This window comes from Marinomonas posidonica IVIA-Po-181, from assembly GCF_000214215.1.
GTDB lineage: Bacteria > Pseudomonadota > Gammaproteobacteria > Pseudomonadales > Marinomonadaceae > Marinomonas > Marinomonas posidonica.
In genome coordinates this window covers 1,137,815-1,155,945 of record NC_015559.1, presented here as the reverse complement: position 1 = coordinate 1,155,945, position 18,131 = coordinate 1,137,815, and the positions used below count along the sequence as shown (strand labels likewise).

Genomic DNA, 18,131 nt, shown 5'->3' with positions numbered 1-18,131 from the left:
CTATCTATTTCAGCCTATACTCATCCGCTAAATAGGTGCCTAAAATACGCACTTCTTCCGAAAAAAAACGTAACTCTTCGAGCGCAGCCTGCATGGCTGGCGCTTGGAAATGGGCTTCTACATCCACATAAAATTGGGTCGCGGTAAAATTGCCATTCACCATATAACTTTCCAATTTCAGCATATTAATGCCTTGTGTTGCAAAGCCCCCCATGGCTTTATACAAAGCCGCAGGCATATTGCGCACACGAAACATAAAGGACGTAATATAAGTATGCTCTGATTCATATACAGGCATTTTTTGCTGACGAGAGAATACCAAAAATCGCGTGGTATTGCCTTGAGTATCATTGAAATGGGGTTGCAGCACCTTCAAACCGTATAACTCAGCCGCCAACTCGGATGAAATCACCGCTAAGCCCGGTTCATCCTGCTCAGCAATGTGTTTGGCCGCACCCGCTGTGTCGTACATGGCCTGATTTTTGACCCCCAACGCCTTAATGTTGCCATCACACTGAGCTAACGCTTGAGGGTGACTACCAATTCGTGTCACTTGATCTAACGTCATGTCATCACGGGCGATCAAACAGTGATTCACCGGCTCGAAGTGCTCTTTGACAACAAACAACTGTGTTTTGCGTAATTCGCGGTATATCTCTTCAACACGACCTGCCGTAGAGTTTTCAACGGGAATCATGGCGTAAAATGCATCGCCTTGTTCCACCCTGTGTAAAGCGTCTGCAAACGTCGCACAATTAACGCTCGTCCAATCTGGGAAGGTATGTTTGCAAGCTAAATGGGAATAAGCACCAGGTTCGCCTTGATATGCGACGATTTGACTGGCATCAAGTGTTAAAGAGGAATCAGGCATAATATAATAGGGTCTTAATAAGAATTGTTTTACATTATCAAATAGACACTAAGATATACATCCTTATTTCAGACAACAAGTTGACAGCAACCTATGATCAAAACCCTTGCTCTGCTTTTAATAAAAGCTTACCAATATGGGATTAGCCCATTGTTGGGCAATAACTGTCGATTTTACCCATCCTGCTCTCAATATAGCCTGCAAGCCATAGAACGTTTTGGTGTCATAAAAGGCAGTTATTTAAGCATCAGAAGGTTGTCTAAATGTCATCCATGGCATGAGGGAGGAGAAGATCCGGTGCCAGAAAAAATATCATGCTGTCACACTAAAGAAGACTCAGAAGAAGAGCGTCCATCCTAGTCGACGCTATTCATTGGGGGACATTTGCAATTTGAGTTCACTGGCAACCAACACAGCTTGCGTTCGATTATTAATGTCCAGCTTTCTAAAAATGGCCGTAATATGTGCTTTTACAGTCGCTTCAGAAATCGATAATTCATAAGCAATTTGCTTATTTAATAAACCTTCATGCAAATAACATAACACCTTGAATTGTTGTGGCGTCAACTCAGCAACACGCTTTTGCATGGTCAAATCCGCCGCAGGTTGATTGTCGACTTCTTTTTTAAGCAATTCTGGTAGCCAAATGTCGCCCCGTAATATTTCATTTATGGCTTCAACATACACAGCAGGTTCACTGGTCTTTGGAATGAATCCCAAGGCACCCGCTTCAATCACTTTTGCGACCAAAGCACTGTCTTCACTGCCAGAAATAATGGCCACAGGCACATCAGGGTAATCACGACGGATACGAATCAATCCATACAGTTCCCCACTGCCTGGCATGTTCAAATCCAATAGCAAAAGATCGAGATCTTTCACCTGCTCTAGACAACGTATAGTCGAATCCAAATCATTGGATTCGACTATGTCTATGTCTTTAATTTCTGCCCGCAACGCACTACTCAGTGCGCTACGAAACAAAGGGTGATCATCTGCGATAACAAGTGACAGCACATTTTATCCTTATTAGATCGGTACTATGTCTACTCATTTAAACGGTTTTCAATCAAATCATCAACCACGCTAGGATCTGCCAGCGTACTGGTATCACCTAATTGATCTTGTTCATTTGCCGCAATTTTGCGCAAAATACGACGCATAATCTTACCTGAACGGGTTTTAGGAAGGCCTCGGCTCGCCCACTGAATCAAATCCGGTGTCGCAATTGGGCCAATTTCTTGGCGCACAAACTGTTTCAAAGATTTACTCAATTCTTCGTCGGGCGTCACCCCCGCCACTGGCGTCACATAAACATAAATACCTTGCCCTTTGATGTCATGTGGATACCCTACAATCGCCGCTTCCGCTACCGATGGATGGGCAACCAGAGCACTTTCAATTTCAGCTGTGCCCAAACGGTGACCAGACACATTTAACACGTCATCCATTCGGCCTGTAATTAAATAATGTCCGTCTTCATCACGAGACGCTCCATCTCCCGTAAAATACATACCACCAAAGGTACTGAAATAGGTTTGTTCAAAACGATCATGATCACCATAAACGGTCCGCGCTTGCCCAGGCCAAGAGTCCGTTATGACTAACCCCCCTTCGGCTAACGCCCCCTGATCCTCGACCACCACACCTTGAGCATCAACCAAAGCAGGTTTTATGCCATACAAAGGACCAGTACAGAAACCCGGTTTAATGTCCCCTTGACCAATTCTAGGGGTCATCATCATGCCGCCCGTTTCGGTTTGCCACCAGGTGTCGACGATTGGACAAGCACTATTGCCGATTTCGCTAAAATACCAAGACCAAGCTTCTGGGTTAATCGGTTCACCCACACTGCCCAAAATTCGTAAAGATTTGCGCTCACTGGATTGAGTTGCCTCATCTCCTTTGGCCATCAAAGCTCGGATGGCCGTTGGTGCCGTGTACAAGATAGTGACACCAAACTTGTCAACTACACGGCCAATACGGCCAGAGTCTGGGAAAGTTGGCACCCCTTCAAATAGAAGACTGGTTGCCCCATTCGCCAATGGCCCGTATACCATATAGCTATGGCCCGTAATCCAGCCGACATCCGCTGCACACCAATAAACATCATCCGCTTTTAAATCAAACACAAGGCCGTGAGTAATCGAGACATAGACCAAATACCCCCCAGTTGTGTGAACGACCCCTTTTGGTTTACCTGTTGAGCCTGAGGTATAAAGAATGAACAATGGGTCTTCCGCGTTCATAGGTTCAGCAGGACAGAAGGTCGGTTCGTTGGCCGTTTCTTGTGCCCAATCCAAATCACGACCTGCGACCCATGGAATGTCTTTCTGTGTGTAACGACATACCAGGACTTTTTCTACCAAAGGACAAGCATTATTGTCTAACGCCATATCGACGTTATGTTTTAATGGAATAGTGTTACCAGCGCGCTTACCTTCATCGGCGGTAATCACCAATTTCACACCACAATCGTTTAAACGATCGGCAATAGCATGGGCAGAAAAACCACCAAAAATAACGGAGTGAATAGCACCAATGCGAGCACAAGCCAACATACTGTATACGGCTTGGGGAATCATCGGCATATAAATGGCAACACGATCCCCTTTTTTAACCCCTTGGCGCTTTAGCACATTTGCCAATCGGCCTACTTCATCGTGTAAAGTTTGATAGGTAATCGCAACTTTTTCATCGTTTTCTAAATCCCCTTCACAGTAATAAGCCACTTTATCAGCCAGTTGAGGAAGGTGACGATCGATGCAGTTATGAGCCACGTTTAACTCACCATCTTCGAACCATTTTATGCTGATGTTACCTCGCTCAAATGAGGTATTTTTTACCTTGGTATATGGCTTAGACCAGTCTAAGCACAAGCCTTCTCTGCCCCAAAATGCATCTGGGTTTTCAATCGATTCTTGATAGCGTTTTCCAAACTCGGCCTGACTGATATTGGCCTGCTTTTCCGCTTCAATTGAAATTGCGCTATATAATGATTTCATAACCCGCTCCATTGTTAATTTTTTTATTCGGATGCAGAACTACTATAGCGGTCTGCTAATGCCTAGCTATTCCACTTTAGTCTTAATCTCTGGTTTCACCTTCACTACGAAAAGCAAATTAGGATCAACCAAAACTTTATATCAGGCAAAACGACCCGCTTTGACAAAAAACGGTAAGTTCACTTCTTGTTTTTGATTTAACTTACTCCAGGCTTTTTCCAACGGCTCTAAGCTGGTCAATAAAGCCTCTTCTCCCTGCTGGGCGAGAAACTCTTGAGCCCCCGACCAGCTAAAAATAAAATCTTTCACTTGCGCCACAGTCCAGTGACAAATCAACTCAAACTCCGGCACATCAATCAAGGCGAGTGGGAATTCAATGTCTCGATACTCATTCCATAATAGCCGACTTTGTTGAGGCCAGTAAGGCGCTAATAAAGGCATAACATGCTGCGTAATGGCCTGATCCTCTGCGTCCCCTACCAACAATCGGTTATAACCCCAACAGACAAATAAACCACCGGGTTTAAGCACCCGTTTTAATTCTTTCCAAAAAGCGTCTAAATCGAACCAGTGTAAAGCATGAGCAACACATACTAAGTCAAAATGCTGATCTGGGTAGTGAGTTATTTCCGCCGGTGATACTTGGTAATTCACTCGACGATGAGGGGTGGCGGCATTAATTTGAGATTCACTGATATCAGACGCCTCAACTTGATCAAAATAGGCCGCTAGATCAACCGATGCTTGTCCTGTTCCACAAGCACAATCCCACACCACACTTGAAGCATTCACCTGCTGAAACAGCCAATAATAAAATTCAGCAGGATACAAAGGCCGAGTACGTGCGTAGTTACTTGAGCTAAGCCCATCAAATCCTCTCATCTAACCTCCTCAAATTGTCCACCTAGGGTTATTCACCTTGCACCTTCCTTAAGTCATGTGTTGATCTTGATTAGACAGCCTTTATGGCTCTAATACCTGATATTGGCTTAAAACCTGTCGAGCCTCTGCAATTCCTTTCACTCTATGGGCATGAATCCCCAATGTTGTCGCGGTATCGATGTTTATTTGGTTATCATCAATAAACAAGATCTCTTGTGGCGCTACGTCTAAGCGCTTCAGCACTTCCTCATAAACCGCACGGTCCGGCTTTACCAAGCCTAGTTGATGAGAAGCAAAATAATGATGAAAATGCCCAGCTAACCCCATTTCATCCATCAGTCTTGGCCAATGAGCGGCATTCGTGTTCGACAAAATAGCACGATGATATTCAGGTTTAACCTCATCCACCAAGGCTAAGGCACCAGCGTACAAACCTCTTGGCCAAGCTTCAAAAGCTTGCATAAAAGTGTGTTTGTCGGTTTCACTTGCCACTTCTTTCAGTAAAGCTTCAGCAAAGGCATCAAAGGAAATTCGGCCCGCATCAAATGCCGCGACAGCAGGAGATGCTAACCACTGTCGCCATACCTCAGACTCTTCGCCTTGAGTATTCAACATAGCATGCATTTCCCCAACGTCTCCCAAATCCACTAGAACATTTCCCAAGTCAAACATTACAACACGAATATTATGGTCTTGTTTCATTTTATGTTTTCAGCTCCATCGGCAAATTATTGCTTATACTAAGGTATCTATTTGTAAAAAGAACGGACAAAAAGGGCTTTTTCGCTCTTTCGCTGTGAGCAATTTTTTGCCGACCAATCACTTTCTAGTATCAGCAAGAATCCGCTCAAATTCAGGCAAAAAATAGACGACAGACTAATAAAAAATATTAAAAGCCATATATTTCAACAAGATAAAAAGTTGGTATGCATTTCGCTATAGTAAAACGCTATAGTTAACTTGGACTCACCCCATAATGAGGAGAAAAATAATATGAAATTGGGATTTGTTACCAAAGCCATTCTAAGCAGCGCCACGGCCGCCGCAATCGCTCTATCATCTGGTGCCGCTTCGGCAGACGATAAACGCAATTACATTCTGGCTACGGCTTCAACTGGGGGCACCTATTACCCTGTTGGCGTGGCAATTGCGACTTTGAGTAAAGTGAAACTTGAACCTAAATTCGGTCTATCTGTTTCCGCTATCAGTTCTGCAGGTTCCGGTGAAAACATTAAACTCCTTCGTGAAAACCAAGCTCAATTTGCCATTTTACAAGGCTTATATGGTGCGTGGGCTTGGGAAGGTGAAGGTCCTTTCAAGCAATCAGGCAAGCAAACAGAGCTACGCTCTGTCTCCATGCTTTGGCAAAATGTTGAACACTTCGTATTGAAGTCTGATTTGGCTAAAACGGGCACAGTCGCCGATCTTAAAGACTTAGAAGGAACCAACAATAAATTCTCCATCGGTAAGAAAAACTCAGGGACAGAAGGGTCTGGTCGCCAGCAGTTGAAAGGTCTTGGCATTGATCCTGACAAATTCAATTTGGCTTACATGGGCTACGGTGCCAGCGCTGACGCCATGCAAAACGGCAATATCGAAGGCATGAATACCCCTGCGGGTGTTCCTGTGAGTGCGGTGACACGTTTGTATGCATCCATGGGCGACAAGGTACAAGTACTGGACTTCACCGATGAGCAAATGAAAGAAGCCAACGGTAATTACAAACTCTGGACTCGCTATGTGATTCCAGCCAATACTTACCCAGGTCAAACCAAAAACATCAACACAGTGGCTCAACCAAACTTCTTGGCGACCCGCGCGGATCTTTCAGAAGACGATGTTTACCAGCTAACCAAATCCCTTTATGAAAACCTCAGTTACTTGAGCGCGATTCATAAAGCGACTTCCGTAATGGCGATTGAAAAAGCCATTGCAGGGTTACCGGTACCACTTCACCCTGGCGCAGCACGTTACTATCGTGAACGTGGCATTGATATTCCAGCACACTTGATAGCGGAATAACTCGCCTTTTTAATGCAGCGCCACAGAGTACCAATAATTTTTTGGTTTTATCTGTGGCGCTTTGTTTGTTCTATATGTATTCCTAAGGTAGCTTAATGACTGCTCCAACACCCTCTACAGACGACCAAGAAATCAACCTTGAGGACTTCGAAACCAAGCACCGCTCCAGTCCTTGGATCAATCGTTTTGTCTTTACTTTGTCGATATTCTTAGCGGTTGCTCATATTTACATCAACACCATCGCAACCTTGCCCGAATTATGGGTGTCTGCTTTTCATTTTGCTGGCTTTGGCGCCTTGTGTGCGTTACTGATTCCAGCCAATCCTAAATGGCAACAGAGTAAGTTCGCTCTTCTGTGTGACAGCCTCATTGTCTTGGCATTAGCCGGCATGGTGCTTTATATCATTTTCTTTGAAGACGCCCTCTATGCCAGAGGGGTTACCTTCGATACCGCCGACTGGATCGTGTCCAGCGCAGCGGTGTTACTTTCGTTAGAATTGATCCGCCGAACCAGCGGTTGGTTCATTCCTGTTTTAATCCTCATCGCCTTAAGCTATGTGGTCTTGTGGGGGCAATGGTTAGGGGGCATGTTTACCTTCCCTGGCTTGAGCATGGAAACCCTGCTGTATCGCAGTTTCTTTAGTACCGACGGCATGTTTGGTTCAATTTCAAGAATCTCATGGAGCTTTGTCTTCATGTTTATCTTATTCGGTGCCTTTTTAGTGAAATCTGGTGCTGGCGATTTCATCATTGATTTGTCTCGTGCTCTGGCCAGTAAAATGATTGGTGGACCTGGCTTTGTGGCCGTTTTAGGCTCTGGTCTCATGGGGTCCGTGTCAGGATCTTCTGTTGCCAATACTGTCTCCACTGGTGTCATCACGATTCCTTTAATGAGACGCGCTGGCTTCCCTGCTCGTTTTGCAGCGGGTATTGAAGCCGCTGCTTCCACTGGGGGTCAATTAATGCCACCTGTGATGGGGGCTGGTGCTTTCATTATGGCGTCTTATACCCAGGTATCTTACGTTACGATTATTGGTGCCGCGGCCATTCCAGCTCTGCTTTACTTCTTATCGGTTGGCTTTTTTGTTCGTGTCGAAGCCAAACGCAGTAAAGTCATTGCGACGGAAGATGACAGCAACATTGTCGTGTCTCAAGTACTCAAAGAAGGTTGGCACCATATTTTGCCATTGGCTGTGCTTGTCACCTTATTGGTACAAGGTTTTACCCCAACCTATGCTGCAGGCTTAAGTATCATCGCGGTTATTTTGGCCTCGTTTCTTTCCAAGAAACACAAAATGGGCCCAGTAGCGATTTTAGATGCCATGGCACAAGGTGCGAAAAACATGTCGACCACCGCGGTACTTTTGATTGGCATAGGTCTAGTCGTCAATGTCATCAGCACAACCGGCGTCGGTAACACCTTTTCTTTGTTAATTACTGATTGGGCGGGCGGGAGCTTGTTTTTCACCATCGTTCTCGTTGCCATCGCGTCCTTAATTTTAGGAATGGGCTTGCCTGTGACGGCGTCTTATATCGTACTTGGCACCTTATCGGCTCCGGCTTTATTTAATCTTATTGCGGAGAGCCAGTTAGTTGAAATGATTGCCTCCGGTGCCCTACCTGAAACCGCTCACGCCATTTTCATGTTAGTAGACCCAGGTGTGATGGGCTCTCTTGCTCAAGGCATGCCGATGGATCAAGCTCAAGCTCTTGTTGCTCAAGTGCCGAATGATTTTAAAGGCATGTTGATGGATCAAGCATTAGGGGCACAACATGTAGCGATGATTTTGGTCACGGCGCACATGATCATTTTCTGGTTATCTCAGGACAGTAATGTCACACCTCCTGTTTGTTTAACCGCGTTTGCTGCTGCCGCTATTGCCAAAACGCCTCCCATGTTGACTGGTATGACGGCATGGAAATTGGCCAAAGGTTTATACATAGTGCCGCTATTAATGGCCTATACCCAGCTCATTGGCGGTGATGCTGAAACACTCATGCGTTTATGCTTCTTCGGCGTCTTTGGGTTGTATGCTTTAGTGGCGGCGATGGAAGGCTATCTAGAAGATAAACTGTCGATTCCATTTCGGGTCTTGGCACTGGCAGCCGCTGTTTTGATGCTGTGGCCTAATTTAGACATTTGGTTACAAGCCATTGGCTTAGGGGTTTTCCTAGTGCTCTTTATTCTAGGAAATCGGAGTTATAAAAAAGCCATATAGCGTATAGCCTTATCAACAAAAAAGCCTAGTTCTACAGAGCTAGGCTTTTTTAATCACATCAGAAACACTCAACAATAGTTTACGTATTCTATGTACTCGACTCATCTTTCGCCATCATTTCAATCCACTGCGCGACGTTACGATCGTATTCGTCCCTTTGATCTGCTGGTACAGATTTGGCCGTTGGAATTTTTGCCGTCATTGGGTTCACTGGGCGGCCTCTGATATGCAATTCGTAATGCAAGTGCGCTCCTGTGGTTCGTCCGGTGTTCCCTGATAAGGCGATCACTTGACCTCGTTTTACCTTCTGACCTTTTTTCACTAATATTTTGTTCAAATGCAAAAAGCGAGAGCCGTAAGGTCCAGTGTAATCAATCACTATGTATTTGCCCGCATATTTGTGCTTTGCCACTCGTGTTACCACCCCATCGCCAGTAGCAAGGATCTTGGTACCAACTGGCGTTGCCAGATCTACCCCATTGTGTGGCGCTGGATGCCCTGTAATAGGATGAAGTCGATTGGCATTGAAAGGCGAACTAATGCGGTAATGTTTCGCCGTGGGCCAGCGTAATAAGGCAGGAGTTAAACTGTTGCCATCTTGATCATAAAAACGTCCATCGGAATGCAAGAAAGCGCGGTACGTTTTACCCTGAACTTGAAACTGCAAAGCTTCAATTTGCGTATCACCAACTGAGACGCCGTCAATGCTGCCGTTCTTGACGATCAGATCAAATTCATCATTCGCACGCAAATCCTTGCGAAAGTTCACGCGACCTTTTAGCACATCATGAATGATTAAAATATTGTTATCCGATAAGCCGATTTTTTTCGCTGACAGATAGAAGTTACCGGTTATCTTGCTGTGTATACTGGTGTGCGTATAAGTAATGGGTTTAATGTCTTCCTGATAGGTAAAACCGCCACGACCATGACGAACGTAAGACACACTTTTACTAATATCAATGCGTCGCGTCAGAGTTTGCAGCTGACCTTCACTGTCTAACGTAAAGGTAAACTGATTGTTAGGCAGCAAGGGTTCCAACACCAAATATTCTTGATCAGCCTCTAACACCGCGTACATGGATTTTCGAGACAGACCAAAGCGAGAGAAGATCTTCGCTAATGTGTCTCCTGGTTTGATGACATAATCAATGCTCGGTGGAACAACACTGGATTGCTCCACTTCCTCTAATGGATCTGTCGACACTAATGATTCAAACGTCACATCGTCACTATTCGAAGGCTCGATAAAGTGCTTTTGAATACTGGTGCTGGATGAGAGAGTCGGCAGAACATAGTCTTTAGGATTGACTTCTGAAGGTGAAACCAGCGCTCGATAAACCCATAAAAATAGCAAAAAAACAGCCACGTTCATGGCTAGCCAAGCTCGTTGGTCTTCTAAGACCCAACGAAAAAGGCGTTTTAAAAACGGCATATAAAAACTCATAAGGAAATGTGGACTACCCAAAAGTCCAACTACTTACTGAACACAACGTCACACACTTTTTCTATGCTAAACAGGACGTAAAACAAAACCCGAACATACTGTGTCGTATGTCTGTCTTAACTGCCACTCTTGTTGCGTAAAAATCTCCCTTGATGCCTGATCTAAGAGATTTTTTACAAAATGCATACAAAAAACACGTCATTTTATTTGGGGGCGCTAGAATACGGCATTTCATTGTTTAAATAAACATCTATACCAAGTAATCCTTTTACCACCGGGCAGGCCGCCACTCAAGACCAAAAAATGCGCCGTCTTTTCACCACAAAATCATGGACGACAAACCTCTGTCTACGTACTATGAAACTTGATTTTTATCATTCTACAAGGTCACTTATGTCGCTCAATTCACTGAAGTTTCATGGCTATCGCAGTACCGCCTTCGAAAAAAGAGCCGATTCTCTTGAACAGGCTCATGCCGACCTAGTAGAAGAAGTACCATTGAGTCTAAGCATCAACGACATTGCCTACGCTGTGATTATGATGACACCAGTGAATGTGGAGGAGTTCGCTCTTGGTTATGCCCTGAGCGAAGGCATCATCCAACAGCATCAAGATGTTCATGACATTGAAATTCAGCCATACACAAGCCCTCTGAATATTGAGAGCATTCAAATCAATTTAATCATTAGCAGTCGACGCTTTAGCGAGTTCAAAAGCAAACGTAAAATACACTTTGGGGCCAGTGGTTGCGGATTATGTGGTATTGAGTCACTTGATCAAGCCTTCCCTTCGTTAACACCATTAGACCAGTCTAAGTGCTTACCGTCAGAGACCCTTTTCACCCTAAGGAAGCAACTCAATCAAGCGCAGCAGCTTGGCCAGAAAACGGGAGCTTTGCATGCCGCTTTGCTCTTATCAGAACAAGGTGACACTATTGTCTGTATGGAAGACATAGGTCGACATAATTGCCTAGATAAAATCATTGGGTACGCCGCACAGCAAGGCATAAGATTGCACAATCACAGTGTTGTTATGTCCAGTCGATGCAGCACAGAATTGATTCAAAAAGCCGTCAGAGCAGGATTGTCCAATTTGATTCATCTTGCTTCACCAAGTCACCTTGCGGCCGAACTCGCTAACCAATATGGCTTGACCCTAATCCATCTTCCCAAACAAGATAAACCAAGATTCTTTGCTCCAACCGCCCGAAAGGATAAACAACATGACCAATAAAACGCATACTTATACCCCTTACAAAGGACCCGCTGGCGGCTGGGGCGCGCTGAAAAGCACAGCACAACATTGGTTAAAAAGTGAAAACGCCACACGCAATATTTTCACCCTATTGAAAACCAACCAACCGCAAGGCTTCGATTGTCCAGGCTGTGCTTGGGGCGAAAAACATGATCCAGCCAAAATCCGCTTTTGTGAAAATGGGGCTAAGGCGGTGAACTGGGAAGCCACGTCTCGTAAGGTTGACGCAGAGTTTATGGCCCAGCACAGTGTGAGTTGGTTAAATACTCAAAGCGATTACTTCTTAGAATATCAAGGGCGCTTAACCGAGCCCATGCGTTATAACCCTGCAACCGATCACTACGAAGCCATCTCTTGGACTCAAGCTTTCAGTCAAATTGCAAACGCTCTAAATAGCCAGAATTCACCAGACAATGCAGCCTTTTATACGTCTGGGCGAGCCAGTAACGAAGCCGCCTTTCTCTATCAGTTATTCGCTCGTGCCTACGGCACAAACAACTTCCCAGATTGCTCTAACATGTGTCACGAAGCCAGTGGCTATGGCTTAACCAGCAGTATCGGCATTGGCAAAGGCACCATAGAAATAGACGATTTTGAACGTGCTGATGCGGTGTTCGTGTTTGGCCAAAATCCCGGTACCAATCACCCTCGCATGTTGGAAACCTTGAAAGAAGTAGTACAACGAGGGGCGCAATTACTCACCTTTAATACCTTAAAAGAACGGGGCTTAGAACGTTTCCAAAACCCGCAAAATCCAATTGAAATGCTGACCAATTCATCCAAACCAACCAATACAGCCTACTACACACCCAAAATTGGCGGTGACATGGCAGTCGTTCGAGGCATGGTAAAAGTCTTGATTGAGATGGAAGAAAATGCTCAACGTGAAGGCAAAGCCGTCTTTGATCATGACTTTATTACTCAGCATACTCAGGGAATGGGGCCATATCTTGAACGAGTAAAGCAAACCTCCTGGAACGACATTCTAAACCAAGCAGGCTTAACACGAGAGGAAATACAACAAGCCGCCGAAGTCTATGCACACGCCAACAGTGTCATCATTACTTGGGCCATGGGCATCACTCAACATCACCACTCTGTGGCCACGATTCATGAAATCGTCAATTTACTGGCCTTACGTGGCAATCTCGGTAAACCGGGAGCCGGGGCTTGTCCGGTACGCGGCCACAGCAATGTTCAAGGCGATCGCACTATGGGGATTAATGAACGTCCTTCTCGTGCCTTTTTAGACGCAATGGAAAAACGCTTCCACTTTACCCCGCCACAACATGAGGGACTCGCCGTAGTGGATACCATTCGAGCCATGCGCGATGGTAAGGTAAAAGTCTTTGTCGCCTTAGGTGGCAACTTTGCCGCTGCGACACCCGATTCCCAAGCCACCGCAGCGGCCCTAGAAAAATGTGATCTAACCGTCCAAATCAGCACCAAATTAAATCGGTCTCATTTAATTACCGGCAAAGAGGCTCTAATACTGCCTTGTCTTGGTCGAACTGACATTGACCATCAGGCCAATGGAGCGCAAAAAGTCACAGTTGAAGATTCATTTAGTATGATTCACGCCTCTGGTGGCGTATTGGAACCCATGAGCAAGTTACAAAAATCCGAACCCGCCATCATCGCTGGTATTGCAGAAGCCACACTTGGAAACCACCCTGTTGAGTGGTCATCATTGATCGCAAATTACGATACCATTCGCGAACACATTGCCGCCGTTGTTCCGGGCTTCTCAGGCTTCAACCAACGCATTTTACAAGATGGTGGTTTCTATCTGGGCAACAGCGCCAGAGAAAGGAATTGGAAGACACCTGCGGGTAAAGCCATTTTGCATAGCCACCCTCTGCCAGATTCAATTTTGCCTAAGCAAGCAAAAGACATGTTGACCGAGAAGAGCTTTATTCTGCAAACCTTACGCTCTCATGATCAATACAACACGACGATTTACGGCTTAAACGATCGTTATCGTGGCATTAAAAATGAGCGAAAAGTGGTGTTCATCAACCCTGCGGACATAAAACGTTTAGGCTATCAAGAAGGTCAGAAAGTCAGCATTCGTTCTCTATGGAACGACGGGATAGTCCGTAAAATAGACGGTTTCAAACTCGTTCCCTACAGTATCCCTGCTGGCAACTTGGCCGCTTATTACCCTGAAACCAACCCGTTAGTACCGCTGGACAGTCATGGTGAGTTTAGCAACACACCAACCTCGAAGAGCATCGCTGTCGAACTTGAGCCGAGCGACACAAAGCGAAACGGTGAATTATCTGTGACCAACCTATAGTGCCGCACGCTAATGCATTAATGACGCCACAGCACGGGTAAGAACAACACCAGCACAGTGAAATACTCTAAGCGACCAAGAATCATGGCAAAGCTCATCAACCAGGTTCCTGTGTCGCTTAAAGGCGCAAAGTTATGACCCAATTCTGCGAAGCCTGGCCCCAATACATTCAAACAAGCGGCAGTGGCACTCAATGACGCCATAAAACTCATGCCCGTCGCCATCAATAATAATGTAAACACCAAAGTAATAATGGCTGCCACACACATGAATCCCATGATCGAATGACGCACATCATCACTGATTATTCGCCCTTGAAACTTCATAGTAAAAACGCCATTTGGGTGTACTAGGCGCTTCACTTCCAAACTAATGGACTTCAACGAAATGATATTACGAATAACTTTGTTACCTCCCGCGGTTGACCCCGCGCAACCGCCAATGTAGCCAACAAAAATAAGCACAATTGACGTTACCGCAGGCCAAGCGCCAAAGTCAGTGGCGGCAAAACCTGTGCTGGTAATAAAGGAAATGACGTGAAAAAAAGCCTGAGTGATCGCATTCCAAAATCCTTCTTCCGATCGACTTTGCAGCAAAAATAACCCCAATAATAAAGCCACCACCGTAATGATCCACACAAAACCATGGGTTTCCTCATCTCGCCAATACAGTTTGATACTGCGAGCGATATAGACTCGATAATGCAACGCAAAATTGATGGCGCCCAGTACCATAAAGAGGTTACACACCCACAGTATCAAGCGGCTATCGAAATAGCCCATACTGGCATCATGAGTTGAAAAGCCCCCCGTCGAGACCGTCGTAAAACTGTGCCCTATGGCATCAAATAAAGACATACCAGCCAGATAATAAGCGATGGCACACAATACCGTGATGGCCAAATACACCATCCACAGATAACGAGTGGTACTTGACACTCTAGGAGACAACTTGTCGTCTTTAATAGGCCCTGGTGTCTCAGCTTTCAATAAACGCATGCCACCAATGTTCAACATAGGCAAAATGGCCACCACAAAGATCACCACACCCAATCCCCCCATCCACTGCAAAAATTGGCGATACATCAAAAAGCTCGGTGGCATATCATCCAGACCGGATAAAATCGTCGCGCCTGTTGTCGTCAAAGCACTAATGGATTCGAATACCCCATCAGTAAAAGACACATGAGTCACCTTGATAATTGGAATCGCTCCTAAGACCCCAACGACCAACCAAGTTAATGAAGCAAACAACATGGCTTCTCTGACATTGACTGAGGGTAACGGGTATTTCTTGAAAGCAAACAAGAGTGGAAATGCAAACGCAAAGGTCGTCAACGCCGGTACAAAAAAAGCCTCACTAACCCTGTCTTTAAACAACATAAACGACAGCTCAGCAAACACAAACTGCACCAAGCTTATCCATAAACACGGCATAGCCAGTAAGCGTAAGATCAGTAGTGGACGAATCATTTAGACAACAGCCCCAAGCAATGAGGTCAAAGACAATAGAGTGTTAAATAACTATAAGGGAATCGCAAAACGGACTCTACAAAAGGCTTAAATCAATTAAGCAAATTAAAGGGTTAAAAACATAAAAAAGTGCATAAAATATGGACGAAAGAGTATAAGTATGCTTTATTGATAATGACACTCACTGAGGAGCAATATATGGATATGCTTTTACTAAACGACGTATTCCATCTGACTGCACTGGCCATTACCATTGGAAGCTTTGTATTAATCAGCAGTAAACGCATTATTGAATTGTGCGTCCAAACTCGCTCAGAATAAACACATAAAAAGGCCAAATTTCATTTGGCCTTTTATTTAGCTCTCAGATTATTTACCAGTCAGGGTTAGGCTAACATGCGCTGACGTATGTCATCCGGAATCACTTGCGCCTTTAATTCACCTTGCTCATTGAGACCTGCCCAAACCCGTTTTTCAGAGCACACCACCGCCAGTTGTTCGTCATTGAACAAGCGATGCTTAATGTCAAAACTGGCGTCCCCTACCTCGGTAATTTGGCTTTCAATAAGCACAATGTCACCGTACTTGGAGGGCTTATAGAATTGAGAACGAGTATCTATCATGGGAAAACCAACTTGATTGGCTTGCCCTCGAATGTCCCTCAGAGAATACCCCATGGCCTCAAATAATGCCCCCGTAGAGGCATCAAAAAAGGCAAAATAACGGGGGTAAAATACAATGTCGGCTGGGTCACAGTCGCCCCATTCAATCTGTATTTGACGCTGATTCTGAAACATCTCAAGCTCCTAAAGGCTGATCACTTGATCCGTCACAGGCTCTTGATACAGCAAGTCAATCTGGTCTTCTCGATGCGCTTGCACCGCCCTTTGATTCAAAGAGCCTTTATCTGTGACTTCGTGTGCGTCGATGCTTGGTGGTGCCGCTTGTAAAATGATTCGTTTCACTAAGGTCGAGCTGCCAGTATTGTGTTTAGCACATTCTGCCAATTTGTCTTTAAAGGCTTGTCGAACAGCATCATGAGCAATCACTTCTTCATTCGATTCGACCACATCATGAGGCAAAATAGCCTTACAGTGAGCCCAATCAGGAAACACCATCGCGGTGATATAACCACGATTGGTACCACACAACACAACGTCTTGTGCAAAAGGCGCCAATGCACTAATGAATTTGGCTCGTAATGTCCCTGCACTGACCCAGGTTCCGCTGTCCAATTTAAAATCTTCGGATACTCGCCCATCAAATCGAAAACCACGCTGTGGTGCTTGTTCATCGAGGTAAGCAAACGCATCCCCTAGGCAGTAGTATCCGTCTTCATCAAAAGCCTTAGCGGTCAGCTCTGGTTGACGCCAATAACCCGGCATCACAGTAACAGCCTTAACTCGCGCTTCTAACTTGCCTTCGTTTGGCACCAGTTTAATAGACACACCAGGCGCCGGAACCCCAATCACACCTGACGTCGACTCTTCTACTGAAGCAAAGGTCGCAGAAGGCGCCGTTTCGGTACACCCCAAACCCGTTAGCATGGGAATTTTCTTACCTGTGTACTGAATCGCCAAGGCATCCAGATCGTCCCAAATATGTTGCGCTAAGCCGGCCGCCGCAAAAAAAGTAAACTGCAAACGAGAGAAAAATTTCTTCGCAAATTCATCATCCGCTTTCAGTTTTTGTACTAATAATTCGAAACCTTTTGGCACATTGAAATACACAGTCGGTGAAATTTCAGCTAAGTTTTTCAAGGTTTTATCAAACAGCTTTTCCGTTGGTTTACCATCATCCAGATACAAGCTGCCACCGTTATACAGAGCAATGCCTATATTATGGTTACCACCAAAGGTATGGTTCCAGGGCAGCCAATCCACCATAATGGGTGGCTGTTCAGCCAGAAATTGCATCACTTGACGAATCATCACTTGGTTGGCACAAATCATACGCTGAGTGTTGATCACCCCTTTTGGCATCCCTGTGGTGCCAGATGTGAATAAGATCTTTGCGATGGTGTCACCATTGACCTTGGCATTTTCCACATCGACTTGTTCAGAGATCGGTAGGGTTAAACATGTCTGATAAGACATGATTGGGTTTGCAATTTGTTGTGCCTGAATATCCCCCTTAATCACCATAACCGGCGTCTGCTCATCACGACAAACCGCTTTAATGGCGTTTTCATAAGGTGCCAGTTCATCCACTACAATCAATCCAGGTGTCAAAATATCCATGATACCTTGCAGTTTGGTGTAGTCCGTTGCGATCAACGAATAGGCAGGTGACAAAGGAGAATGTGCAATACCCACATACATGCCAGCCAACGCCAGCATCAGATGTTCTGCACTGTTACCACACAAGAAGACAATCGGACGTTCCGTCGAGACAGGCTGAGTCAATAACCAAGACGCGATGCGACGAGCACGCGTCACCGCTTCGGAATAGGTAATTTTATCCCATTCGCCGCGCTCATCTCGTTGAGCGACAAACACACGATCTGGCGCTTCTTTTGCCCAATATTCAAGCTGATCCGTCCAGCATCGAGCAAAGGCGTCTAATGGCTTTTGACTGTTAATAATCTGCACACCATCATCCTGTTTGATTACCTCAATCGGATGGGCCACTACCTTAATAGGATGAAATCCAACGCTCAT

General features: G+C 45.2%; 15 protein-coding genes. 6 read left to right on the top strand and 9 right to left on the bottom strand.

Translation table 11 applies throughout. The features are described from left to right. Nucleotides 1–4: 4 nt before the first annotated feature. Entirely contained in the window at nucleotides 5–871 is an 867-nt protein-coding gene (locus MAR181_RS05380) for a prephenate dehydratase (RefSeq protein WP_013795583.1), read from the bottom strand. Between the two features lie 93 nt (nucleotides 872–964). Between MAR181_RS05380 and yidD the strand changes: the two genes are divergently transcribed. Further along, nucleotides 965–1,231: a membrane protein insertion efficiency factor YidD gene (gene yidD / locus MAR181_RS18225; protein WP_013795582.1), complete on the top strand. Its 267-nt coding sequence runs from the start codon at nucleotides 965–967 to the stop codon at nucleotides 1,229–1,231. Nucleotides 1,232–1,237: 6 nt separating this feature from the next. Here yidD and MAR181_RS05375 read toward each other — a convergent pair whose 3' ends face one another. The 4 genes from MAR181_RS05375 to MAR181_RS05360 all read right to left on the bottom strand — a co-directional run bounded on the left by MAR181_RS05375 (nucleotide 1,238) and on the right by MAR181_RS05360 (nucleotide 5,460). Continuing rightward, nucleotides 1,238–1,888: a response regulator transcription factor gene (locus MAR181_RS05375; protein WP_013795581.1), complete on the bottom strand. Its 651-nt coding sequence runs from the start codon at nucleotides 1,886–1,888 to the stop codon at nucleotides 1,238–1,240. Between the two features lie 29 nt (nucleotides 1,889–1,917). Further along, nucleotides 1,918–3,876: an acetate--CoA ligase gene (acs, locus tag MAR181_RS05370; protein WP_013795580.1), complete on the bottom strand. Its 1,959-nt coding sequence runs from the start codon at nucleotides 3,874–3,876 to the stop codon at nucleotides 1,918–1,920. 141 nt (nucleotides 3,877–4,017) lie between these two features. Beyond that, nucleotides 4,018–4,758, bottom strand: a complete 741-nt coding sequence (locus MAR181_RS05365; protein WP_013795579.1) for a class I SAM-dependent methyltransferase — start codon at nucleotides 4,756–4,758, stop codon at nucleotides 4,018–4,020. Between the two features lie 81 nt (nucleotides 4,759–4,839). Beyond that, nucleotides 4,840–5,460, bottom strand: coding sequence for an HAD family hydrolase (locus MAR181_RS05360; protein ID WP_013795578.1), 621 nt, complete (start codon nucleotides 5,458–5,460; stop codon nucleotides 4,840–4,842). 291 nt (nucleotides 5,461–5,751) lie between these two features. Between MAR181_RS05360 and MAR181_RS05355 the strand changes: the two genes are divergently transcribed. Then, nucleotides 5,752–6,780: a TAXI family TRAP transporter solute-binding subunit gene (locus tag MAR181_RS05355; RefSeq protein ID WP_013795577.1), complete on the top strand. Its 1,029-nt coding sequence runs from the start codon at nucleotides 5,752–5,754 to the stop codon at nucleotides 6,778–6,780. A gap of 95 nt (nucleotides 6,781–6,875) precedes the next feature. After that, complete coding sequence (locus MAR181_RS05350; protein ID WP_013795576.1) at nucleotides 6,876–8,999, top strand: TRAP transporter permease; 2,124 nt, start codon at nucleotides 6,876–6,878, stop codon at nucleotides 8,997–8,999. A gap of 88 nt (nucleotides 9,000–9,087) precedes the next feature. Here MAR181_RS05350 and MAR181_RS05345 read toward each other — a convergent pair whose 3' ends face one another. Then, a complete protein-coding gene (locus MAR181_RS05345; protein ID WP_013795575.1) occupies nucleotides 9,088–10,434 on the bottom strand; it encodes a peptidoglycan DD-metalloendopeptidase family protein in 1,347 nt (448 codons plus the stop codon). A gap of 405 nt (nucleotides 10,435–10,839) precedes the next feature. Here MAR181_RS05345 and fdhD point away from each other — a divergent pair, with 405 nt between their 5' ends. Both fdhD and MAR181_RS05335 read left to right on the top strand, forming a co-directional pair. Beyond that, on the top strand, nucleotides 10,840–11,679 hold the full coding sequence (gene fdhD / locus MAR181_RS05340; protein ID WP_013795574.1) for a formate dehydrogenase accessory sulfurtransferase FdhD: 840 nt from the start codon (nucleotides 10,840–10,842) through the stop codon (nucleotides 11,677–11,679). Continuing rightward, a complete protein-coding gene (locus tag MAR181_RS05335) occupies nucleotides 11,669–13,999 on the top strand; it encodes an FdhF/YdeP family oxidoreductase (RefSeq protein ID WP_013795573.1) in 2,331 nt (776 codons plus the stop codon). Before fdhD ends, MAR181_RS05335 begins: the two co-directional genes overlap by 11 nt. Before the next feature lie 17 nt (nucleotides 14,000–14,016). Here MAR181_RS05335 and MAR181_RS05330 read toward each other — a convergent pair whose 3' ends face one another. Then, nucleotides 14,017–15,471 carry a TrkH family potassium uptake protein gene (locus tag MAR181_RS05330; protein ID WP_013795572.1) on the bottom strand — a complete coding sequence of 485 codons (1,455 nt, stop codon included), beginning with the start codon at nucleotides 15,469–15,471 and terminating at the stop codon, nucleotides 14,017–14,019. Nucleotides 15,472–15,669: 198 nt separating this feature from the next. Between MAR181_RS05330 and MAR181_RS18670 the strand changes: the two genes are divergently transcribed. Continuing rightward, nucleotides 15,670–15,792 (top strand): hypothetical protein, encoded by a 123-nt coding sequence (locus tag MAR181_RS18670; protein ID WP_013795571.1) that lies wholly within the window; start codon nucleotides 15,670–15,672, stop codon nucleotides 15,790–15,792. A 65-nt stretch (nucleotides 15,793–15,857) separates the two neighbouring features. On the opposite strand, the gene MAR181_RS05325 is transcribed toward MAR181_RS18670, so the two are convergent. Both MAR181_RS05325 and MAR181_RS05320 read right to left on the bottom strand, forming a co-directional pair. Continuing rightward, nucleotides 15,858–16,268: an acyl-CoA thioesterase gene (locus MAR181_RS05325; RefSeq protein ID WP_013795570.1), complete on the bottom strand. Its 411-nt coding sequence runs from the start codon at nucleotides 16,266–16,268 to the stop codon at nucleotides 15,858–15,860. Between the two features lie 9 nt (nucleotides 16,269–16,277). Next, nucleotides 16,278–18,131, bottom strand: a complete 1,854-nt coding sequence (locus tag MAR181_RS05320; protein WP_013795569.1) for a feruloyl-CoA synthase — start codon at nucleotides 18,129–18,131, stop codon at nucleotides 16,278–16,280.